This window comes from Bacillus sp. JCM 19034, assembly GCF_001310635.1.
Classification (GTDB): domain Bacteria; phylum Bacillota; class Bacilli; order Bacillales; family Bacillaceae_D; genus Halalkalibacter.
Genome location: NZ_BAXR01000005.1, coordinates 56,272 through 78,450 on the forward strand (window position 1 = coordinate 56,272; position 22,179 = coordinate 78,450).

Genomic DNA, 22,179 nt, shown 5'->3' on the forward strand with positions numbered 1-22,179 from the left:
CGTTTACATTTACTTTGCCCTTAACCACCATGTCACCCTAATTCTCTCACAAATCGTCACATAATGCATCATCGTTAATAACACCGCACTAATATTCATACCAATGATAATTCCGTCCATTTGAAAGGCTGACATCGATCCAAGTACATACATCAAAATAAAGGAGACAATCGTTGTATATAACGCATGCAGAAACGCCTCCTTCACTAGACCGAGACCAATTAAATATGCTTGCATCGGTATAACAAAATAATGAAACAGGAAATACGGCAATAACAGCTGTAAATAACGAACAGCAGGTGAGTCTTTAAAAAATAAACTAGTTAATGTATCTGCATAAAAATAGAAAATACAAACAGCAACAATTCCATAAATTGCCGTAATGAACATCACTTTTTGTAAAAGAGAGCGTAATTTCTGTAAATCAGCTTTATGAAAAGCTTCAGATACCGTTGGAATTAAGACAATTAATAGCGAATGTGCGATAAAAGCTGGGAAAAAGCCAATCGAGAACGCCACCCCTGCTAATTTCCCGTACTGAACCATCGCCACTGATTCGACCATTCCTGAGCGAACGAGTGCACTTTTTATAAAGAACGGCTTAATTGCAAACGTTGCTGAATGGAAAATTCGTAGTCCTGTTGTTGGGATTGATACAGATAATAATCCCTGACGTACTTTCTTCCAACCAACTTCGGCACGTGGTTTCTGTTTCAAAAGACGCATCTGTCTCATGAAAGCGACAAAGAGATATAGAAAGACAATGGCCTCACTAGCAATTAACGTAATAAATGCAATGACGAGAGCAAATTCTAGATGATAGGATGACCAGAGAAATAACATAATGAGCAATAGCAGCTGGGCAGCACGTCTAATAAAATTCGCTAAAGCAATCCTACCCATTGCTGTGCACCCATAAAGTAACCTCTTGCAACAGATGAAAACGTTATAATTGGAATGAGACTAATAAATAGCCATGGTACAATCGGATGATATTGATTAAAGACAGGTATAATCGGAAGAATAACGATGGCTACTATCGTACAAATAACCGCACATATCGTCGCAAAGCGTAAAGCATGCTTAAGCATGCTTCTATGAAATAATTCCTCTTTTTCTGCAACAAGCTTAGAAATCGAGATTGGTAATTCTAAGCTTGAAAGAACAATGATAAACGCCACCGTTGGGAAAATTGCCATATAAAGGCCTAGCCCTTCTTCGCCAAGCTCACGTGCTAGCACAATATTTATGACAAATTCAATACACTCAACTATAAGAGCTACACCAATCAAAAGAATTGCACTTCTAAAAAATGTCTTCATTATTTCTCTCCCTCTTTCATCTGTCCGTACACTATATGAGACAAGTTCTAAAAATATCGATATTATAAAGAAAAAGTTGACACTTTTCAGGACATTTGCGAAAGTAAGAGAGAGATATTATATTAGGAGGCTTTTCATGTATATTATTCATGCATACATAACAATCAAACCCGAATATCGAGAACGTTTTCTACATGATGTTCAACCATTAATCGAGCAATCACAAGCTGAAGAAGGCAATGTTAGCTATGAATTGTACGAGCAAAGTTCAACTCAAAACCAATTTATAATGGTGGAAAAATGGGAATCAAAAGAAGCCATCGACTTTCATTTTCAAACTCAACACTTTATTGAATTTGGTGAACTTTCAAAAGACTATATGGTAGCCCCACCACAAATTAACCAATTTTCTGCACAAGCAGTCGATTAAGAAAGACGCATTAGCGTCTTTTCAGCCTGTCGACAAAATCTCGCAAAAGCGAGACAGTCGACAGGCTTTTTTATTGGCAGTAAATCGTCCTCCGACCACGCTACCGGATGGGGGGCACTCTTTGGCAGGAGGCCGTTGAACTAACCGGCACGCCGGTGGATTTCAACCTGCCCTTCCCTCCTGCAGGAGTCGGCCCTCCCACCCCGTCCGCTTTGTCTAGTGCCAAAAAGGAAATTGGCTTCTCCTCCAATAAGAGACTACATCCAATTTTTTCTATTATATAAGTGAAAAAAAGAGACAGGAGGAGAAACCCGAAAACCATAAAAAAGACCCCCCTTGAGCTGATACGGCAATTAAAGTGTTGGAAAAAAATTCAGTGCAAGCGATGCTTGTTTTTGCTGCCATGAACCTAATAAATTTAGCCATCTGGCACTGGAGAAACACACATCCTCCAGTGTCATCAACAGAAAATAGAAAAAATAACGTTAAAACTTTGAGAATCAACTTCTCAAAGGCGTTTTGTCTACGGTCTGGAAAGACGCATTAGCGTCTTTTCTTAGACTACTTACATAAAGGTTGGTTACGTTTGACTAAGGATTGAAAAATTATTAATAAGAAACTCTCCATTACCGACACAGCCACAAACTTTTAATTTTTATTGATAGGACTACTGGCATTGAATCTATAAACATAATAAGAGCTGGGACATAACAAAAGTGTTTAGCTAAGAATCAGAACAATTTAAAAACGTAGCGGATGAAATATACGTAGACTCCTGCGGGATGAAAAGTAAAGGTGAGACCCCGCAGTGCGTAGCACGAGGAGGCTCACCAGCTTCCCGCGGAAAGCGAAGTATATTTCAGGAGCGGTGAATGTGCTCCACTCTGTATTTGTTCGGTTTCTCATTTATTAAAATACTTTTGTCCCAGCCCCTTCTTTTCATGAATCGCTTCCTTTTTCATTCATCGACGAATATAATCCACCTTTTTGAATCAACTCTTCATGTGAACCTTGTTCTACGATCTCCCCTTCTTGTAGGACTAAAATATGATCGGCCTCTTGTATCGTGTTTAAGCGATGTGCAATCACAAAGCTCGTTCGACCTTTCATGAGTCGCCTTAAAGCTTCTTGAATTTTCATTTCTGTAATCGTATCAATGTTACTAGTCGCCTCATCCAAGATGAGGATCGACGGATTGACTAAAATCGCTCGAGAAATCGATAGAAGCTGCTTTTGTCCTTGACTGATTCCGCTCCCTTCCTGATCGAGCATCGTGTCAAAACCATCAGGCAACTGTTTAATAAATGAGTAGGCATTGGCCTTTCTCGCTGCTTCCTCTACCTCATCATCTGTTGCATTCAACCGTCCATAACGAATGTTTTCCCGAATCGTCGCTTGAAAAAGAAAGGAATCTTGCAACACAAAGCCCATTTCTTTTCTAAGCTCTTCCCTTTTATAGTTTGATATCGGTGTCCCATCCAGTAAAATCTCACCTGACTTTGGCTCGTAGAAACGAGAAAGCAAATTGATAATCGTCGTCTTCCCAGCTCCTGTTGGACCAACTAGAGCAACCATCTCCCCTGCTTTAACATCAAAAGAAACCTTTGAAATTGTCTTGCTTTCATCGCCATAGGAAAAATCAACGTCCTTAAACGTAACATCTCCACGAATTTCATGTAATGTGCTCGTTTGTTTCCGATCTACTTCTTCCTTCTCATCAAGCACTTCAAAGACACGTTCAGCTCCGGCAACGGCCGATAATAATGTATTGAATTGATTGGCCAAATCATTCAATGGACGAGTAAATTGTCTTGAATATTCTGCAAAAATGACAATGATCCCAACTGTAATTGCACTGTTTTCTTGTAAGGCTAGCATGCCACCAATAAAAGCAATCACTGCAAAGCTTAAATTATTGAGAACGTTCATTAGTTTCGGAATAAAACCTGAATACGTCTGTGCCCAAAAGCTTGTCGTACGAACCTGTTCATTCTTTGCTTTAAAGTGCTCGATTACCTTCTCTTCCTGAGAAAATGCTTTAACAATTCGTTGGCCAGAAAGCGTTTCTTCGATAAAGCCGTTCGCATCACCTAATGTTTTCTGCTGTTGCTTAAAAAGATCGATGTTCGTTTCGTAATCCATTTCATGCCAAACACCATAATAGGAACAACTGAAATCGTTATAAGCGTCATTAACGGACTAAGCCAAAGCATTACAGCTAATATACCGAAAAACGTTAACACACTGGAAATGATTTGAATGACCGAGCTGTTTAACGTATTACTAACATTTTCGATATCATTTGTCATACGACTCATTAATTCCCCGTGCTGACGCTTATCAAAAAACGGAATTGGTAAACGTTGAATATGATTAAATAGCTCTGTTCTAATCGTGTAAATCGTTCGTTGGGCAATGCCAATCATCCAAAAATGCTGAAGCCACATCGTTAAGGCATGGCCTATATATACTACGACTAAGAGAATAAGTAAGCTCATTAAGCCTGTTGTTTGTGAGACCATTAAATATTCATCAATGGCTACTCCAATTAAAAACGGGCCAAGTAAACTTAATGCAGAGCTTAAAACAATCATTAAAACGACAAGCAATAACAACCGTTTATGTACTTTTAAATAGCTCCAAATACGCCTTGTTGTTGCAAGCCAATTGTCAACTCGTTTTCTCTTTTTCTCGTTATTATCTTGCTTAATCGGAATTCGTTCATATTGGAAAGGTTTAATAAATGGATTACTCATTCACTAACACTCCTCTCCGTTCTTGAGACTGAACAAGTTGCTGGTATAATACCGATTGCTGAAGTAGCTCTTCATGTGATCCTTTTGCAATAATTTGTCCTGCCTCTAAAAGAACGATTTGATCGGCTTCCATTGCAGTAGAAATTTTTTGAGTAATCATCAACGTTGTACATGAATGGCCTTTGATTGCTTTTAATAGCTTTGCTTCTGTCCTTACATCTAACGCACTCGTGCTATCATCCAATAATAAAATCTTCGGTTTCCGAACTAATGCCCGAGCAATTGAAATCCTCTGCTTTTGCCCGCCTGATAAGTTAACTCCTTTTTGCCCAATCATCGTTTGATTTTGTAATGGTAAAGAGTCAATCGTCTCCTTTATTTGTGCTTCTTCGGTAGCTTGTTCCAATTCTTCAAGAGTCACATCTTGTTTTCCCCACTTAAGATTTTCCTCAATTGTACCTGTAAATAGAAGCACTTCCTGCGGGACATAGCCTATCGCTTTGCGTAGCTTTTGTCCATTAAATGAATGAATATCCTGATTATCAATATAAATAGAACCTGTTTCCGGTTCATAAAATCGCGGGATTAATTGAAATAGCGAAGACTTCCCTGAACCGGTTTCACCCATAAAAGCAACCGTTTGTCCTGCTTCAATCGTTAATGAAATATCTTTTAGCACATAATCATTCATTTTTGGATAACGGAAACTTACATTGTTGAAAACAATTTTCCCCTTTTTTACTGTTGCTGTTTGTTTTTGATCGATATCGTTTTCCTGCTCTTCCTCAATTACGTCTACGATACGTTCAGCTGATGCTTTCGTTCGTGAAAAAATAATTACGATCATCGAAAACATTGATAATGCACCCGTAATCCGCATCGCATAATTTAATATCGCAACAACTTCCCCTACTTGTGCATTTTGTCCAATAACTGAAATATTGCCAAACCAAATGATTGCAACAATCGAAATATTCATCAATAAGAGTAAGAGCGGCATCGCTATTTCCATCAAACGCATTGCTTTGATTGTTTTCTCTTTTAATTCTTCGTTTTGCTTTGAAAAGCGTGATTGTTCAAATTTCCTTGTAACAAACACTTTAATCATTCGTATTGCTTGTAAGTTTTCACGAAAAACGTGATTAAGACGATCCAACCGAACTTGGACGTCCTTAAAGATAACAGAACCACGTTTCAACATCCAACTTAAAAACAAAATAATAATAGGAATTGTGACAACTAACATAAGTGCAATTTGAGCGTTGACAAATAAAGCCATGATCACTCCACCAAAGACCACTAAGGGGGCTCGCAGCATAATCCGCAAGCACATAAAAATCGTATTTTGAATGAGCGTGACATCATTTGTCATTCGAGTAATAAGCGAGGAAGTTTGAAATCGTTGCAATGTCTCAAATGAAAAACGTTGAATCTTCTCATACATCTCTCCTCTTATATCATATCCTGTACTTTGACTAACATGGGCAGCATAAAATGAATTGATCACCCCTGATAAAAAGGCTACTAATGACATTGCAATCATAATAGTGCCCCATCTCATTACAAGTGCCATATCATGTTCAACAATTCCTTCGTCAATAATCTTTGCTAGCAGCAATGGATGAACGAGTTCAACAATTAACTCAATAAACATTAAACTTAACGCAATCCAAATCGGAATACGATATGGCTTTAAAAATGGAAATAACTTAAGCATCCTGTTCCTCCAATGTTATTAGAACACCAATTTGCGGTTTTTCTTAGAAGCGATACGCTTTTGATCATCCCTTTAAAAGTAGGCTCATGCGTATGAAAGCTGGGCCGACTCTCTTTTCTCGAAATCACTCCTAAAATTTTAAAATGTATATTTTAAGAAAAACTGTCCATAAAGGGTGAACCCTTTAGGACAGCCTTCATTCTAACCTTTATTATGTCTCCTCTGCCAATATGCTTTCAATTTCCTCAAGCTCATCTTTTGAAAACTTCAAATTAGCTACTGCTCGAACGTTGTCCTCAATTTGACTTACTTTACTCGCACCGATTAAGGCAGAGGTTACTTTTCCATTTCTTAATACCCATGCTAACGCCATTTGAGCAAGGGTTTGTCCACGGCATGCGGCCACCTCATGTAAACTCTGGACTTTACGAATAACATCCTCTGTCACTTGATTCGCTCCAAGTGCACCCGTTTCTTTTGCTGCTCTTGATTGTGGTGGAATTCCTTTCATATATTTGTTCGTTAATAGACCCTGTTGTAGTGGACAAAAGGCAATAGACCCTACTTGTTCTTTTTCCAAAACATCTTGAAGTCCATCTTCTTCAATCCAGCGATTGAGCATAGAATAACTCGGCTGATGGATAAGTAATGGTGTACCTAAATCGGTTAATATCCGGATCGCTTCTTTTGTCTGCTCTGCACTATAGCTTGAAATTCCAACATATAGTGCCTTGCCTTGACGAACAACTAAATCTAATGCCGCCATCGTTTCCTCTAATGGTGTATCTGGGTCTGGTCTATGAGAATAAAAAATATCAACGTAATCAAGTCCCATACGTTTTAAGCTTTGATCTAAACTTGCAATTAAATACTTTTTCGAGCCCCATTCTCCATATGGCCCATCCCACATATGGTATCCTGCTTTCGTTGAGATAATTAATTCATCACGATATGGTTTAAAATCCGTTTGAAGTATTTTTCCAAACATCTCTTCAGCTGACCCTGGAGGTGGTCCATAATTATTCGCCAAATCAAAATGAGTTATCCCTAAGTCAAACGCACGATGAAGCATCGCTCGACCATTTTCAAACGCATCGACACCACCAAAATTATGCCACAACCCTAAAGAAATAGCGGGCAAAAACAAACCCGAACGGCCTGTACGATTATAAACCATTGAATCATATCTTGTTTCACTAGCTATATATGTCATAGTATCTCTCCTTATACCGAATGAGGATGATTTTCACTAACCATTTCTAATGAAGCTGCTAATGCATTACGCTCTACCTGTTCAACATTTTTACAACCAGGAATCACACTAGTCACCGCCTCATGCTTTAAGCACCATGCTAGAGCCCACTGAGCCATATCGATACCTTCCGGCACTTCTTCGTGCCGAATTTTCTCAACTAATTCAAGTTTTTTCTGTAATTCTTCCTGATCCTGACGAGAACGAACATCATTTTCTACAAATGAAGCACCTGGCTTATATTTTCCACTTAAAAAGCCGCTTGCTAACGGGACTCTTGCTAATACACCAAGCTGTTGTCGTTTACAAGAAGGAAAGACTTCCTCCTCCGGCTGTCTTTCTAAACGATTGTAGACAACTTGTATGACACTGGCATTAAATTCAGATGCTAGATCAGTTTGATATATATTATTATTCGCTCCGATAGAAATACCAAGGTGACGAATTTTCCCTGCTTGAACTTGTTTATCTAGTGCCGTCCACAGTCCATCATTACGAAATACTTCATCACCACCTGAATGAAATTGATAGAGATCAATATAGTCAGTTTTAAGCGCTTTCAATGATGCATCCAATTGCTGAATTACCTCTTCAGCACTCCAATGATTTGAACGGTCAAATGGACCATGAAACTGATGGCCAAACTTCGTCGCTACAATCCAATCTTCTCGTACATCCTGCTGCAAATATTCACCAATAAAAGCTTCTGAAAGGTGATCACCATAGCATTCTGCTGTATCAATTACATTCATTCCAACTTCTTTCGCACGACGTAAGATAGCATTGACTTCTTCCTGGGAAAAATCCTTTCCCCATTCCCCTCCAAACTGCCAAGTTCCAACACCAATAACAGAAACGTTCAAGCCTGTTTTACCTAATGTACGATATTTCATAGACCTTCCCCTTTCCAAAAATAGACTAGTAAACTAGTTCAATATTAAGAGATGAAGACCTGCTAACTCTCCCGACATCATTTTACCATTCTTTACTTTCAAATAACAATAGAAACAAAAGAAGGCCGCTGAAAGGTAATCACTACGGCCTCCAAAACCAACTATTTCTTTAATTTATAATACGTAATTCCAAGTGCTAATGCGAGTACCGTTCCTTTTACGATGTCCATCGCGTAATAAGGAACAGACATCATCACTAAACCGTTCGATAAAATACCGATTAGAACTGCCCCAAAAAACGTCCCAATTGCATTAGGTTTCCCTGCACCAAGGACTGAAAATCCGATAAAGGTTGCAGCAACAGCATCCATTAAATATGGTGAACCCGCATTAATCTCTGCTGTTGCCACCCTCGAAGCTAAAACGATTCCACCGATAGCTGCAAACAAAGCCGACAATAAATAGGCAATCACTTTATACTTATTAACGGGAATCCCTGATAGTCTAGCAGCTTCTTCATTTCCACCAATGACATACATAAAGCGTCCATGCTTTGTATATGTCAAAAAGATATGAACAAGGATGACCGACACCATCATAATAATGATGATCCACGGAATTCGCCCTAATTGTAAAAAGAAGGAGCTCAACGTCCCTGTCGCAAATGAACCGTCAGACATAACCATATTTTCTGAAACGGTCGCACCTCTTGTATAGGTCAAGGCAATTCCTTGAACGATGAACATCGTTGCAAGTGTCAACAGCATATCTGGTATTTTCACCTTGACAATCATTAACGCATTAAAAGCTCCAACAACTAAAGCAGCAATAAGTGCGGAGAATATCGCAATAAACGTATTTTGCGAAAACCAGACAAACATTGAAATGACAATTGCATTTGACAATGATGCAACCGAACCAACAGATAAATCAAATCCGTTCACTGACAACGATATGGTAATCCCAATCGCTATAATCGTTACAATTGAAATAGAACGTAAAATATTGATCATATTAGAACTTTGCATAAATGAATCCGTAGCAAATGAAAAAAACAAAATTAAAACAACGATCGTTATTAATGTTCCATATTTATATAGAAAACGAAACGCATCAAACGTCCTCTTTTTCTCTACCAATCTAGTTCCCTCCTGTTGAAAAATATAATAGCTCTTCTTCATTTGTATCGGTCGTTTTCAATTCTTTAACAATTTGACCGTCATACATCACATAAACGCGATTTGTAACACCTATTATTTCAGCAAGCTCTGATGAAGCATATATAATCGCTTTTCCTCGTTTTGCTAGCTCCTGAATTAAGAGAAAGATATCTTTTTTTGCTCCAACATCGACCCCTTTAGTCGGTTCATCAAAAATATACACTTGGGCATCAGCGATCAGCCATTTTCCAATCGCTATTTTCTGTTGGTTTCCACCAGATAAATGCTCAACAAGTGCGAATTCTGACGGCGTTTTAACCCCGAGACGTTCAATGACTTCTTTCGCTTTATTCCGCTCTGCTTTCGTGTTTAAAAAGCTAAATGGCCTTGTAAATGCTCCTAAGCTAGAAACTGTTAAGTTCGTCGTAACGGATTCCGTTACGAGGACTCCTTCTTTTCTACGTTCTTCTGGAACAAGTGCTAATCCTTGCCGAACAGCTTGATAAGGCCCCAAGACGTAGTTTCTTTCCTCGAAGTAAGACATCCCCAGATACAATACTAGAATGACCGAACAATACTTTGCATAATTCCGTTTTCCCCGCACCAACTAAACCTGCTAATCCAATGATTTCACCTGCATTTACTTGAAAACTTACATTTTGAACCTTTTCCTTATCTGAAATACCTCTTACTTCTAGGATCTTCTCACCTTTTGTTTCTAGACGTTGTGGATATTGCTCATCTAGACTTTTACCGAGCATTTTTTCAACAACTTGATTTTGATTCACTTCCGTTGTTTTCACTCGATCAACAAACTGACCGTTTCTCATCACAGTAATGCCGTCACAAATTTCAAATATTTCCGGTAAACGATGTGAAATGAATATGACGCCAACACCGTTATTCTTCAAATCTCTTACAATTCGAAATAGCTCGTCTGTTTCCGTTTGACTAAGGGGAGCAGTTGGTTCATCTAAAACTAAAAAACGGCATTTCGAACGGACTGCACGGGCAATTAGAACCATTTGTTTCTCCGCTAATGTCAATTCATTTACGAGTGTTTTAGAAGAAAGACGAATATTCATATCCTTTAGAACCTTAGTAGTCTTCTTATGAATCGTTGACCAATTGATAAATTGTTTATTTCCAAGCTCATTTACCGTTTCATTTAACATGATGTTCTCCGCAACAGATAAATAGGAGATTAACGCGGTGTCCACTTCTTGATAGACAATTTGAATGCCATATTTTTGAGCGTCTTTCGGTGTTCGAATTGTAGCTTCTACCCCATCAATTAAAATGGACCCTGTATAATGATCGTAAGCTCCTGATAATACTTTCATTAATGTCGATTTCCCCGCACCATTAGCCCCTAATAATGCATGTACTTCCCCTGCATCAAGTTGAAATTGGGCTTGATCAAGTGCCTTCACGCCAGGAAACTCTATCGAAATATTCTTCATATGTAATGTGGTCATTTGTTCTCCCCGCCTTACTTCTAAATCTAAAATAGAAGGAGGTGCCCAAAGAGTGATCCCACTCCATTTGGACACCAGGAATATTTGCTATACATCTACTTTTGGTAGTATTCCTTCAACTCTTTCATCCAATCTTCCTCAAATGCATCAGACTGTCCCCAGCCTTCAATTACATCTGAAAGGTTGACCATATTAACAGATTCTTCTTGACCTAGTAATTGTTCTTGTGATACTAACGCTGCTTCTAGGTCATATGTTTGTGGTGTTTCTTCATTAGCAAGCTTCTTAGCCAAAATACGGACATTTACAGCTCCAATTAATTTCGGATCTACAGCAGCTGTATATTTCCAAGGGTTGTCCTCCTCTTGGATTTCTTGTAGATCTGCGTTGGAAATATCTATACCGTAAATCGTAATCTCCTCGCGACCTGCTTCTTTTAATGCTCTTGCTGCACCGATCGCAAATGCATCCCACGTTGCAAAAATAGCATCAATTTCACCTTCAGGATACTTCGTTAGCATAGCCGAAACAGCATTTTGTGTTTGAACTGATGTATCCTCCGCAGCAACACCAAAACGCTCTAGTTCATTAATACCAGGGTTATTTTCTAACACTTCTTGATAGACACTGTTACGTCTAACCATTGGCGGGAAACCATCAACCCAAAGGTAAATAATATTTGCTTCCCCATCAGAATCTTCTACTAATTGGTTTAACGCAACGTTGCTAGCTCCTCATCATCTTGTGACGTTAACGTTACACCCTCTATATCAAGTAGGCCTCCATCAGAATCAAACGCTACAACACTTTTGCCACTGTCTACTAATTCTTGTACTCCTTCAATTGTTGCCGGGTCATCACCATGTGAAATGATTACCCCATCATAGTCACCATTTACTGCTTGTGCGATTGCATCATGAAAGCTTTCTGCACTTCCATTTGCCGTAAAAGTTTCTACCTCAAATCCAAGTGCTGTTCCTTCTTCTTGGGCTCCAGCCAAAAATTGTGCTGTATGATCATCGCCACCGATTTTACGAATCACTTTAATCTTAGCCCCTTCACCGTCAGCAAAACGCTCCGGGACATTTTCAAAGCTAACATCATCATTATTCGTATTTGCACCTTGGCCTGTATTCTCAGCAGTTCCGCATCCAACAAGCAACAATCCTAGTGCTAGTGGCAAAATTGCCTGTTTAAAAACTTTTCTCATCTCTCTACTCCCCTTATTGTATCTCTCTTATTTTCATCATTTCTAACAAAAAACCTCTCTTATCAAAAAAGAGAGGTTCATTATGTATAACAATCCCCTCTCATCTTTCAAAGTATAAGAACATACTTTGCAGGAATTAGCACCAATTCTCAACTAGAACGGTTGCTGGGCGTCATCGGGCCAGTCCCTCTGCCACTCTTGATAAGAGTTTATTTATTAAATTTTCTGTTAAAATGAATAATCTAACTTTAATACGTTATCGAAAAGAAGTCAATACTATTCCGACATGAAAAATATGATTTTTTTTGCAATATTCACCTAAATTCGTCGCCAAGTAAACAAGGCCGCTACGATTAAGAGAAAGAAGTATACGTATATACCATATGAAAATTGCAAACTTACAAAATGGCTGCAAAAGAAAATACCGTTCACTATTATTAATCCTAGCATTTGCCAGCCTTTACTATCCTGAATTACTTTAAATGATTTCGAAAAGGGGTGCTTCATATGAACAACAGTAAGCTGGCAAAGTGCGGTATAAACAAAAATCGTCACAAATAATACGAGCAAGTCAGGGATAATCCTTACTGAAAAGATGATTAGAAAAGTTATCATTATGACAAGATACAGTGGCAACACTAACTTAACGATTAGTGCTTTTAACGTCCCTTTTACCGCTGCTTGCATTCCTCTTAAAGGTGTTGCTTCGTAAATCCATGCACCTTTATATGATTCGGAAAACTCAGCCATTATCACGATTGTCGGTATGAGCAATAGTGAGAAGTACATCGTCAAATACATTTGACTCGTAGCGAGCTCAGCCCACGATTGATTTCTCAGCTCCGAGAATAAAAATAAAAACGGAAGCACAAGTGAAAGTCCGATAGATGGGTACACCTTTAGTTTAAATTGTCGTTCATTTTTAATCATTATGCTGGCAAAGTGGAAGAACACTCTTTCTTCCTTACTAGATGTCATCCAACTAGATAACCATGTTAAAATCTTGTTTTTTCGTTCCTTATTATTCGTTTCATGACTATCAAGCTTCTGTAAGTATTTCTCAAGTGTTGGCAAAAATCCCCTATATAATATCATCGCTATAATAGGAAATATCAGTGCTAATATACTAAAGCTCAAAACATAAAAGTCAACCGTCCCATGTAAAACTACTTCAAATAAGGAAGCGTACCATATTGGCGGCAAGAAAAACTGCCACCAAGCAGCCTGAAATTGGATATGTAAATCTACGAACTCAAAGGAACGGGCTATCACTTGATAACCTACAACTATTGATATAGACAGCCCAATTTGAACGTAATTAATCATATCCTTTAAGAACTCACCATTAAAGAAGCGTAATACAAACAAATAAAGCAACGTTGTCAACACAACAATAAGTAAATTTAATAATGCGAGACTAGCTATAAGCAGTAGGGAGAAGCCTATACCCCTTACAAGGATTGCGACGATAAGCGGAACACTAATGATCGCAAATGAAAGTTGAGCTAAATAAAGCGAAACATGAATGACTTTAACTGCTGCTAACGTCCGTTGTTCAATTGGTTTTGTTGCTAAAATCGCCCGATCTCGGACATCTAATAAAACCGACGAAAAATCTGAAATAAGCGAAGACATTACTAAAAACATATAAATTGAAAAAACAATGCTTAGTTGGAATAAATACTGCTCACCAAAAAGAAATGGAATTATTATAAATCCATATAATCCATACAAAAATAATGACATTAAAAATGGATTTTTTCTTTACCATCTTCTTTATTAGAATTAGCAAACACGGTTGGTACACGACGTTGATCCATTTCTAATTTCACTTGCAATATCGTTCTCAAATTAACGTAATCAATACCAAAAAGCTTAAATACATGTTTAAACCGATCCAATATACGTAGCATGAAAAACTCTTTCATTTCTACACCTCGTGAACAATCGAGACAAATTTATTGGCAATTTCCCGATGCTCATGAAATCCCGTTAATTCATTGAAAATCTCTTCTAAGGAGCCTTCCATATTCTTGTTTCTCAATTCATCAAAAGTACCATCAGCAATAATTTTCCCTTCAGAAATCAGGACGATCCGATTACTAATTTTCTCAACAACGTCCATTATATGTGAAGAATAAAAAATCGTCTTACCTTGTGCAGCCAATTGAGCCATAATTTCTTTTACGACCATCACACTATTCGCATCTAAACCGCTTAACGGTTCATCTAGAAACAAAACTTCCGGATTATGTAATAAGCTTGAGATTAATAAAACCTTTTGCCTCATCCCTTTGGAAAAAGAGGAGATACGAGAATAATAGACATCCTCTAAATCAAACTGTTGCATTAACCGCCGTGCCTTATGATCGGCAAGGTCCTTGTCTAAGCCATACAGTTCACCGATAAATGTTAAATATTCTTGTGCACTTAGCATATCATACAGTTCAGCTACTTCTGGAACATACCCAATTTTCCGCTTATATTCAACATTTCCACTTGCAACATCTCCCCCGAGCACTTTAACCGAACCGGTATATCCTTGTACTAGCCCGAGCATAATTTTTACAGTCGTGCTTTTTCCTGCACCATTCGGTCCAATGTAACCTATAATTTGTCCGGGATAAACATCTAGATCAATCCCTCTTAATACGTACTCCTCATCATACTTCATCATTACATCTCTTAATGAGATAACAGGTACTACGTTTTCCATTTATAAACACCTACTAATTTCAATTCATTTCTTCCAGTCTATCACTTTTACTTGCTTTCATTTAGTATGCTTAGTCCCATATAAAACACACGACAATCGTATTATAACAATATGAAAATCCGAACAAATCGAATATGATATAATGACACAGCTCCAGAAATATACTCCGCTATGTTTGCATTTTAAGAATTTTAGCACAAGACTCATTACCTTCTTTGAACTGTTAGAAGCTTTCCTTTAACAATACCAATATATATACCGAACTGATTTAGAAAGGCGAGTTTACTCAACTATTACTCCCAGTTATTAATTGATTTCCTTCTTTCTATAATCTCATAAATAAAATATCCAATTAAATAACCGAATCCAGCTCCTAAACTAATCGACATTAATAGTGAAATTGGGGAAAACACGCTCAAAAGTGTACCGATAGTACTACCGAACAGCATTCCCAATGGTATTGAACTATCTAATATAGACTGAGCATCTTCTGATTTCTTTTTACCGAGGGTTTCTTGGTTATATTTATGATGCAATCTTCTTATTACAAATACTACAATTCCCCCACTATTATAAGAAGTGCAATCACCCAAACAAAGTCCATGTTATCCTCCCCCTTTTGACATCAAATAATAGCTAGAGCTGCTATAATGATATTTCGTTAAGTGAGTCCAATCTTGCCTCTAGTTTAACATTAATTTCGCTTTTATTGACAAAGAAAAAAGCATCCCTTGTTGAAGGAATGCCTCCTTTAGTCCCTTAGTTAAATCCAAAAAAATGAATGATCAATTGATTACAAAGCCTTCCTCACTTTTTCCTGTCCAGTAACCTCTTTAGGTTGCTCTTCAGTTGCTTGAACTTGGTCAGTAGATGACTCATAATACTCATCTGCAAAAGAGTTCTTCGGTTCCTCTAGCATGAAGAAGCAAATAAGAAAGCTAATAAACGCTCCACCAGCTAAGACGAAAAAGAATTGTTGCGGTGAAACAAATGTATATAACGTTAAATAAATCGTCGCCCCTACATTCCCGTAAGCACCTGACATTCCAGCAATTTGCCCTGTAATCCGCTTTTTAATCATCGGAATCACAGCAAATGTTGCTCCCTCAGCTCCTTGAATAAATACTGACGTTAAGACAACAACAGCAACAGCTAAGAAGAGTGGCCATGATGAATCAATAAAGCCCATTCCGACAAGACCTAATGATATACCAATCATATAAATGAGCATAATATTACGTCGACTACCCATCCGATCTGATAAAACCCCACCTAATGGCCGGGCAATTAAGTTAATAAAAGCAAAGGATGAAGCAATGATTCCTGCTGTCGCTGGCGTTAATGAAAAGGTAAGCTGAAAGAACATTGGTAGCATCGAAATAATGGCCAGCTCTGCCCCAAAGTTGGCAAAGTACGTACTATTTAAAGCTGCAACATTTTTAAACTTATACTTGTCATCTTCTGGGACGCCCTCTTTTAATATAGGGACGTTCACTTGCACTATTTTGACTATTTGATAAATAAACACTAGAGCAATCACAATCCAAGTGACATGTAAAAATGTTTCACTTATAAAGCCCATACCTTCTAATCTCCAGGCACTTACTGCAAGTGCACCACCTAACGGAATCGTCCAAAGTATTAACTGAACCATATCCCCCAGCTACTAACTTCCATTGCACCTGTTCTTTTCGGTTTCAATAACACTTTTCCATCAGGGGTATCCCGTACAGCATAATAATAAATAATTCCGTAAATTAAGCAGAACAAACCTGTTAAGGCTAATGCGTACCTCCAGCCATTATCACCTCCGAACAACGTTAAGCCGAGCCAAGGCAAAATCATGGCTGCTGCTGCTGAACCAAAGTTGCCCCAACCCCCGTATATCCCTTCCGCAAATCCGACATCTTTAGGTGGATACCATTCAGAAACCATCCGAATCCCGATAACAAAGCTCGCTCCAATACTACCGAGTATAAGTCTCGAAATGGCAATCTGTGCCCAAGTATCTCCAAATGCAAAGACAAAAGCCGGAATCGACATGATCATCAATAGTCCTGAATAAACAACACGCGGTCCGAATTTATCTAATAATGAACCTATTACAATCCGAGCAGGAATCGTTAACGCTACATTTAAAATCCCTAAAGCGGCAATATGCTCTGTTGTTAACCAATTTAATTCAGATAACATCGTTGTTGCCATCGGTGCCATGTTGTACCATGTAAAGAAAGAAACAAAAAAAGCAAACCAAGTAAAATGCAACACCTTTGTTCTCTCATCTTTAAATGTAAATAAATCTGAAACGGTCATCTCCACTTCTCTCCAATCACATGTATTTTCCTTAACTCCATTAATACATGGTTGGATAGTCCCCGTCTTGATTTACGGTAGAAAACCTCTCACTCTTTATACTTGCATGATAGTAATCAAAATTGTTTGTTATATCATTTGCCAAGTTTGTTGTTATTGAGAAAAGCTTCAAGAGATAATGATTACAAGGATATGGTCTTTTAGGAGTGAGAGCAATTGTTACAAGTGACGAAAAGAGAACAGGATGAAATACTAAGAAACATCTTAGAAGGAGACTTAAGTAAAAACTTACCTGCTCGTAAAAATAAGAATTTAAAATCATTTCAGAAAACTCTTCAAATGTTTATCCCTTTTATTCATATTACGAGTCGTTCTAGTCTAAACCTCTACAACAAAATAACAGGATTAGAAAAAGCTTCATCTAAATTAGAGCTTGAAACTCAAACCGTTACCAATACTATGAACGAGTTAGCAAAAGGCATACAGCAACATTCCGATGAAGCCGTATCAATAAGCGAGCAAATGGATAACATTCATTCAACAACTGAAACAATTGTATTCAAGCATTCTGAAATTCCTAAGTCAAGTGAGCATATTCAACAAACTGTTCAAGCTGGAACGGCAAAGATGAATGAATCGATAGATCAACTTCAAGTTCTTAAAAGTGATAACTCAACTAATGTTAGAAGGCCGAAAAGAGCAAGCTAAATTAAATGTTGCAACAATTGGACGAGCCCAATTTAAACAAATCGTTCAGTTGTTTACAAATTGGCTTTCATAGCATCTTTGCATTGAGAGGAGTTGGCTTCTTTTTCTCCTCTCATGCGAGTGGCAGACGAATTCATTCTGTTAATCCAATAAACCATATTTCTTTTTAAAACGACCTAAAATTTTCATCCAAATACCACCAAACAATAACAAAAAGAGAACGTTAGAAATCGCATGCATAAGATCAAAAAAAGCACTACCGATGAAATATGGAATAATGACAGAGAAATTCCATTGCCCATCAACATAAATGAACGAAAGGACACCCCATGCGTTCATAATCCAGCCAAACAAAAATCCCCAGGCAAACGCAAATAGTACTTTACCGATTTTTGTTTTTAGCCAGAAATGATTTCTCCATAATCCTGCCGTTAAACCAATTAATCCCCATGCCATCATTTGCCACGGTGTCCAAGGGCCTTGCCCTAAAATCATGTTGGAAGCAAGTGCTGCAACAATCCCAATGATCATGCCACTTTCTGCACCAAAAACAAACCCTGACATCATTATGACAAAAGAAGTCGGCTGTACGCTTGGAATACTAGCAAATGGAATCCGACTGACAGCTGCTACTGCAGCTAACACAGCTAATAAAACAAGTTCTCGTGCTTGAAGCTTCCGTTTTTCAAAACGAAAGATAAATAAAAGAAGTGCTGTTAACACTAGTACAAAACTTACCCATAAATAATGATCACTCCAAACAAAGGAGCAAGCGACGACGATACTCATCATCAACAACACGAACACAATCGTTACGCCTGATCGATGCATTGCAGTGCCCTCTCTATCGTCATAATATCGTCTGCTTGTCCACGGAACAAGCGTTGCACCATCGTCGTATAAAAGAAATTTCCTTTAAAAAACTCACGAGGTGCCCCTTCAGTTGTAATCTGTCCTTGAAACATCATCCCACATTTCGTTGCATATAGAGCGGCAAACTCAATATCATGAGTCGTCATTAAAATCGTCATTCCCTTTTTTCTTAAATTCAATAATAAAGTGGCAAATTTCTCTTTGGAAATCGGATCTAATCCTTTCGTTGGTTCATCAAGCAACAATAGCTCTGGTTTTCGAATGAGTATGCAAGCTAAAGCCGCTTTTTGTAGCTCTCCACCACTAAGGTCATACGGATGACGATCCTTTAAATGAGCTATTTGAAACAATTCTAATAAAGAGTTCGCTTCTTCTTGACTTACTATATTCCATTGTTTCATAACAGCATCCAATTCTTCACCAATCGTTTCATGTATAAAGAATAATTTTGGATTTTGTGGTAAGTAGCCTACTTTTTTAATCATTTCTTCTGATTGTTTCGTTTTTAATTTTTTGATTATGAAGAAACATATTCCCTCTTTGAGGCTTTAGGAGTCCCATCATTATTTTTAAAACGGTCGTCTTTCCTGAGCCATTTCCACCAACGAGTGCATACAACTCGCTTTTATGAAGTGACAGTGAGAAACGTTGGAGAATCGGTTGCTCATTATCATATTGAAAAAATACATCACGTAACTTTACCAGTTCCTCACCTTGATCATGTTCGGTTGGCACCAATCTTGGTTCAAACTTATTAAAATGTTGCTGAAGCCAAGCTCGCCCTTCTTTAATTGTTAATGGGACATTCGACGTTTGCACATTTAACGACAATGCTAATGCAGGAGATGTCGGGACAAATGGTTGATAGGATGATTGCCATAGCCTCCTCATCACTTCTTTTGGCGAACCACTTTCAACAATTTGCCCTTCTTTCATAGCAAGTACTTGGTCTGCTAAAGAAATCACATCTTCTAGTCGATGCTCCGCCAAAATAATCGTCATCCCAAATTCTTCATTTAAGCGAACAAGCAAATCTAAAAAGTCACGAGCACTCACTGGATCCAGCTGTGAAGTCGGTTCATCAAGTAATAATATTTGCGGCTGCATTAATAAAATGGAAGCAACGTTCAATTGCTGTTTCTGACCACCTGAGAGCTCATGCATTTTCCGTGACAATACATGCTCTACCCCAAGAAAATGCACCATTTCCGCGACGCGATTTCTCATTTCAACTGTGGGCAAACAGATATTTTCTAAACCAAAGACAAGCTCATGAATGACATCATCTGCTACAACTTGATTATCTGGATCTTGAAACACAAATCCAATCTCATGTTCATTCTCAAGCAAATCAATCGATTTCCCTTCCAACAATCGCTCACCTTCTAACTTACCGTGGGGTTCAATGGAAGGCTTCAAGAGCTTTAACAGCGTACTTTTCCCACAACCTGATGGACCCAATAACACGACAAATTCCCCTCGCCGTACCGTTAATGAAATGTCGTTTAAAGCTGGCATTTTGGCATCAGGATACATAAAACTCACATGATTTAATTCAATATACGCCATTTTAGCATTCCACCCCATTCTAGCCATAACGGAAATAAGAAATAGACAACAATAAAAGAGAGCAGAAACCAATCCGCTCCTACTAATTGTAAAGAATCCATCACTGGATAAATCGTTAAATAACCGTAGCCGTTAAATCTGCCATAAAACAAAATAAGTAAACAGCCAATAATCAATGCAGCTACAAAATAATCTGAGCGATACCAGCTAAAGTGATCATAAGAGCTTCTTTTTCCTGTTCCATACCCTCTTGCTTTCATTGAATCAGCTGTCTGAATCGCTTCCTCTAAAGAATAAGTCAGCAATACTTGAACATAAAGCAATCCTTTTTTCGCTTTTTCATTCCATTTACCACTTGTAATAGAGATCCCTTTACTTTGTTGAACTGAAGCAATATCATCTAGCCTGCGTTTCATTAACGGAATAAACCGCAACGTTAACATAAGTAACAAAGCAAATTGCGGCAAAATACGGGCAAATAAAAACAACAGTTTATTGGGTGTCATAACCCGGTTAAATGAAATGAACAACGTTACAATCCCAATAAGAGATAATGCGGTTATCCCACCATATAAAAAAGCCTCCAATGTAAAGCGTCGATCACCAAATTCCCATAAAACATGTAGTCCTCTTTGGTTAAAAAACGGATTAACGAGCACGATGATCAGTGCCGTTAAGAATATAAATATAAACCAGCCTCTTAACCCACGAAAGCGATCATATACGAACTCACGTAGTAACAGGGTGAAAAGTATTACACATAAATAGTAAGGATGGAGCATGAGCATGATTATCGCAATAGCTCCTGCATAATAAAGAAACGTAGTAAAAGGATGAAGTTGTTCAAATCGAAGAATCATCGGACAATCCTACCATTAGCCTTCTGTGTATTCCCATACAACTCGATCTCCTGCCTTTACTGCTGTTATGCCAGCACTTTGAGAAATGCTCGTTCCGTTAACCATTACGACCCAGCCACTTCTTGGTCCATAATCGAATTCATAGAAGTTAGAAATTCCTTGTACATAAGCAGTTGCCCCACGACCAGTATAGTCAATTTGAATACTATTCGTTTGTCCAAACTTTAAAAGAATATCCAAAACCGTATCTCCATCAGAATATTTCACTTCACCTTCACCGAGCTTCCCTTGATCACTCGGTCCATTAATCACAATTGAGACAGTCGGCTCAGATGCAGGTGCCTGCTCTTCCTGAGACTTTGTCTCCTTCTCTTTCTTTGAAGATGAGCTATCTTTTTTCTTGTCATCTTTTTGCTTTGAACTAGATTCAGATGTAGATTTTTTTTCTGATGATGACTCATTCTTCTTACTAGAATCATTAGTTGATTTCGAAGATGAAGATTCAGTTTTCTTTTCTGAACTTGTACTATTACTTGAGCTTGAACGACTACTTGAGTCGGAATGGCTATTACTCTGCTGATTCTCTTCTGCTTTTTCGGTTACAGGTTCATTCTGCTCAGGTGACGATTCATTAGTCTGCTCCTGCTCTGACTTATTTGAAGAAAGAACAACTTCAACATCTTCTAACTGTTCAACATGTTCAACGTCATTGTTGTTCGTTTCCTCTTCAGAAGATTCAGTAGAAAATTCCTCTTCTTCTAGTTCCGAATCCTCGTCTAAGACTTCTTCTACTTCTAACTTACTTACATCATCAATATCATCTTGAACTTGCTCTTGATCGTTCGTTCCACAGCCAATTAAAATACAAACTGTTAAAAACATGAGCAAAAGAATCTGAAACATACGCTTATTCATTCATACA

General features: G+C 38.0%; 19 protein-coding genes, 3 pseudogenes and 1 riboswitch. Of the genes and pseudogenes, 2 read left to right on the forward strand and 20 right to left on the reverse strand.

Going from position 1 to position 22,179, the window contains the following annotated elements:
* Positions 1-9: 9 nt before the first annotated feature.
* Both JCM19034_RS09990 and JCM19034_RS24850 read right to left on the reverse strand, forming a co-directional pair.
* The gene (locus JCM19034_RS09990) at positions 10-903 is read right to left on the reverse strand and encodes a polysaccharide biosynthesis C-terminal domain-containing protein (RefSeq protein ID WP_370621877.1); all 894 of its coding nucleotides are present in this window, start codon (positions 901-903) and stop codon (positions 10-12) included.
* On the reverse strand, positions 885-1,322 hold the full coding sequence (locus JCM19034_RS24850) for an oligosaccharide flippase family protein (RefSeq protein ID WP_370621878.1): 438 nt from the start codon (positions 1,320-1,322) through the stop codon (positions 885-887). Before JCM19034_RS24850 ends, JCM19034_RS09990 begins: the two co-directional genes overlap by 19 nt.
* Before the next feature lie 136 nt (positions 1,323-1,458).
* Here JCM19034_RS24850 and JCM19034_RS09995 point away from each other — a divergent pair, with 136 nt between their 5' ends.
* Positions 1,459-1,752: a putative quinol monooxygenase gene (locus JCM19034_RS09995; protein WP_062049382.1), complete on the forward strand. Its 294-nt coding sequence runs from the start codon at positions 1,459-1,461 to the stop codon at positions 1,750-1,752.
* Positions 1,753-2,691: 939 nt separating this feature from the next.
* Here JCM19034_RS09995 and JCM19034_RS10005 read toward each other — a convergent pair.
* The 13 genes and pseudogenes from JCM19034_RS10005 to JCM19034_RS23110 form a co-directional block, all read right to left on the reverse strand.
* Positions 2,692-4,508: pseudogene (locus JCM19034_RS10005) on the reverse strand (ABC transporter ATP-binding protein).
* Entirely contained in the window at positions 4,501-6,225 is a 1,725-nt protein-coding gene (locus tag JCM19034_RS10010; protein ID WP_062049386.1) for an ABC transporter ATP-binding protein, read from the reverse strand. The pseudogene JCM19034_RS10005 and the gene JCM19034_RS10010 overlap by 8 nt, the downstream one beginning before the upstream one ends.
* A gap of 211 nt (positions 6,226-6,436) precedes the next feature.
* Complete coding sequence (mgrA, locus tag JCM19034_RS10015) at positions 6,437-7,438, reverse strand: L-glyceraldehyde 3-phosphate reductase (protein ID WP_062049388.1); 1,002 nt, start codon at positions 7,436-7,438, stop codon at positions 6,437-6,439.
* Positions 7,439-7,449: 11 nt separating this feature from the next.
* Positions 7,450-8,370 (reverse strand): aldo/keto reductase, encoded by a 921-nt coding sequence (locus JCM19034_RS10020; protein WP_062049390.1) that lies wholly within the window; start codon positions 8,368-8,370, stop codon positions 7,450-7,452.
* A 161-nt stretch (positions 8,371-8,531) separates the two neighbouring features.
* Entirely contained in the window at positions 8,532-9,509 is a 978-nt protein-coding gene (locus JCM19034_RS10025; protein WP_370621879.1) for an ABC transporter permease, read from the reverse strand.
* 1 nt (position 9,510) lies between these two features.
* A pseudogene (locus JCM19034_RS10030) lies at positions 9,511-11,008 on the reverse strand (sugar ABC transporter ATP-binding protein).
* 95 nt (positions 11,009-11,103) lie between these two features.
* Positions 11,104-12,218, reverse strand: a pseudogene (locus JCM19034_RS10035) (sugar ABC transporter substrate-binding protein).
* 97 nt (positions 12,219-12,315) lie between these two features.
* Positions 12,316-12,426, reverse strand: a riboswitch (SAM riboswitch).
* 110 nt (positions 12,427-12,536) lie between these two features.
* On the reverse strand, positions 12,537-13,964 hold the full coding sequence (locus tag JCM19034_RS10040; RefSeq protein ID WP_082393953.1) for a hypothetical protein: 1,428 nt from the start codon (positions 13,962-13,964) through the stop codon (positions 12,537-12,539).
* Positions 13,964-14,146 carry a hypothetical protein gene (locus JCM19034_RS20980; RefSeq protein ID WP_082393955.1) on the reverse strand — a complete coding sequence of 61 codons (183 nt, stop codon included), beginning with the start codon at positions 14,144-14,146 and terminating at the stop codon, positions 13,964-13,966. The genes JCM19034_RS10040 and JCM19034_RS20980 overlap by 1 nt, the downstream gene beginning before the upstream one ends.
* Before the next feature lie 2 nt (positions 14,147-14,148).
* Positions 14,149-14,934, reverse strand: a complete 786-nt coding sequence (locus JCM19034_RS10045) for an ABC transporter ATP-binding protein (protein ID WP_062049394.1) — start codon at positions 14,932-14,934, stop codon at positions 14,149-14,151.
* A gap of 293 nt (positions 14,935-15,227) precedes the next feature.
* Positions 15,228-15,527 (reverse strand): hypothetical protein, encoded by a 300-nt coding sequence (locus tag JCM19034_RS10050; protein ID WP_062049396.1) that lies wholly within the window; start codon positions 15,525-15,527, stop codon positions 15,228-15,230.
* A 200-nt stretch (positions 15,528-15,727) separates the two neighbouring features.
* The gene (locus JCM19034_RS23105) at positions 15,728-16,588 is read right to left on the reverse strand and encodes an MFS transporter (RefSeq protein ID WP_231686899.1); all 861 of its coding nucleotides are present in this window, start codon (positions 16,586-16,588) and stop codon (positions 15,728-15,730) included.
* Positions 16,576-17,247: an MFS transporter gene (locus tag JCM19034_RS23110; protein ID WP_231686900.1), complete on the reverse strand. Its 672-nt coding sequence runs from the start codon at positions 17,245-17,247 to the stop codon at positions 16,576-16,578. The genes JCM19034_RS23105 and JCM19034_RS23110 overlap by 13 nt, the downstream gene beginning before the upstream one ends.
* Before the next feature lie 216 nt (positions 17,248-17,463).
* Here JCM19034_RS23110 and JCM19034_RS10060 point away from each other — a divergent pair, with 216 nt between their 5' ends.
* On the forward strand, positions 17,464-17,955 hold the full coding sequence (locus JCM19034_RS10060) for a hypothetical protein (protein ID WP_062049398.1): 492 nt from the start codon (positions 17,464-17,466) through the stop codon (positions 17,953-17,955).
* A gap of 141 nt (positions 17,956-18,096) precedes the next feature.
* On the opposite strand, the gene JCM19034_RS10065 is transcribed toward JCM19034_RS10060, so the two are convergent.
* From JCM19034_RS10065 to JCM19034_RS10080, 5 genes are read right to left on the reverse strand one after another with little or no spacing between them, the layout of a single operon-like run.
* Complete coding sequence (locus JCM19034_RS10065) at positions 18,097-18,786, reverse strand: ECF transporter S component (RefSeq protein ID WP_062049400.1); 690 nt, start codon at positions 18,784-18,786, stop codon at positions 18,097-18,099.
* Positions 18,768-19,313: an energy-coupling factor ABC transporter ATP-binding protein gene (locus JCM19034_RS23115; protein ID WP_231686901.1), complete on the reverse strand. Its 546-nt coding sequence runs from the start codon at positions 19,311-19,313 to the stop codon at positions 18,768-18,770. Before JCM19034_RS23115 ends, JCM19034_RS10065 begins: the two co-directional genes overlap by 19 nt.
* Positions 19,306-20,397: an ABC transporter ATP-binding protein gene (locus JCM19034_RS10070; protein ID WP_231686902.1), complete on the reverse strand. Its 1,092-nt coding sequence runs from the start codon at positions 20,395-20,397 to the stop codon at positions 19,306-19,308. The genes JCM19034_RS23115 and JCM19034_RS10070 overlap by 8 nt, the downstream gene beginning before the upstream one ends.
* On the reverse strand, positions 20,379-21,257 hold the full coding sequence (locus JCM19034_RS10075) for an energy-coupling factor transporter transmembrane component T (RefSeq protein WP_062049402.1): 879 nt from the start codon (positions 21,255-21,257) through the stop codon (positions 20,379-20,381). The genes JCM19034_RS10070 and JCM19034_RS10075 overlap by 19 nt, the downstream gene beginning before the upstream one ends.
* A 15-nt stretch (positions 21,258-21,272) precedes the next feature.
* A complete protein-coding gene (locus tag JCM19034_RS10080; protein WP_062049405.1) occupies positions 21,273-22,172 on the reverse strand; it encodes a DUF4430 domain-containing protein in 900 nt (299 codons plus the stop codon).
* Positions 22,173-22,179 lie beyond the last annotated feature (7 nt).

Bases quoted from the DNA above. Each gene is read 5' to 3' on its own strand.
- JCM19034_RS09990 (WP_370621877.1), bottom strand. From the start codon at position 903: ATGGGTAGGATTGCTTTAGCGAATTTTATTAGACGTGCTGCCCAGCTG.
- JCM19034_RS24850 (WP_370621878.1), bottom strand. From the start codon at position 1,322: ATGAAGACATTTTTTAGAAGTGCAATTCTTTTGATTGGTGTAGCTCTT.
- JCM19034_RS09995 (WP_062049382.1), top strand. From the start codon at position 1,459: ATGTATATTATTCATGCATACATAACAATCAAACCCGAATATCGAGAA.
- JCM19034_RS10010 (WP_062049386.1), bottom strand. From the start codon at position 6,225: ATGCTTAAGTTATTTCCATTTTTAAAGCCATATCGTATTCCGATTTGG.
- mgrA (WP_062049388.1), bottom strand. From the start codon at position 7,438: ATGACATATATAGCTAGTGAAACAAGATATGATTCAATGGTTTATAAT.
- JCM19034_RS10020 (WP_062049390.1), bottom strand. From the start codon at position 8,370: ATGAAATATCGTACATTAGGTAAAACAGGCTTGAACGTTTCTGTTATT.
- JCM19034_RS10040 (WP_082393953.1), bottom strand. From the start codon at position 13,964: ATGTCATTATTTTTGTATGGATTATATGGATTTATAATAATTCCATTT.
- JCM19034_RS20980 (WP_082393955.1), bottom strand. From the start codon at position 14,146: ATGAAAGAGTTTTTCATGCTACGTATATTGGATCGGTTTAAACATGTA.
- JCM19034_RS10045 (WP_062049394.1), bottom strand. From the start codon at position 14,934: ATGGAAAACGTAGTACCTGTTATCTCATTAAGAGATGTAATGATGAAG.
- JCM19034_RS23105 (WP_231686899.1), bottom strand. From the start codon at position 16,588: ATGGTTCAGTTAATACTTTGGACGATTCCGTTAGGTGGTGCACTTGCA.
- JCM19034_RS23110 (WP_231686900.1), bottom strand. From the start codon at position 17,247: ATGACCGTTTCAGATTTATTTACATTTAAAGATGAGAGAACAAAGGTG.
- JCM19034_RS10065 (WP_062049400.1), bottom strand. From the start codon at position 18,786: ATGCATCGATCAGGCGTAACGATTGTGTTCGTGTTGTTGATGATGAGT.
- JCM19034_RS23115 (WP_231686901.1), bottom strand. From the start codon at position 19,313: ATGATTAAAAAAGTAGGCTACTTACCACAAAATCCAAAATTATTCTTT.
- JCM19034_RS10070 (WP_231686902.1), bottom strand. From the start codon at position 20,397: ATGGCGTATATTGAATTAAATCATGTGAGTTTTATGTATCCTGATGCC.
- JCM19034_RS10075 (WP_062049402.1), bottom strand. From the start codon at position 21,257: ATGATTCTTCGATTTGAACAACTTCATCCTTTTACTACGTTTCTTTAT.
- JCM19034_RS10080 (WP_062049405.1), bottom strand. From the start codon at position 22,172: ATGAATAAGCGTATGTTTCAGATTCTTTTGCTCATGTTTTTAACAGTT.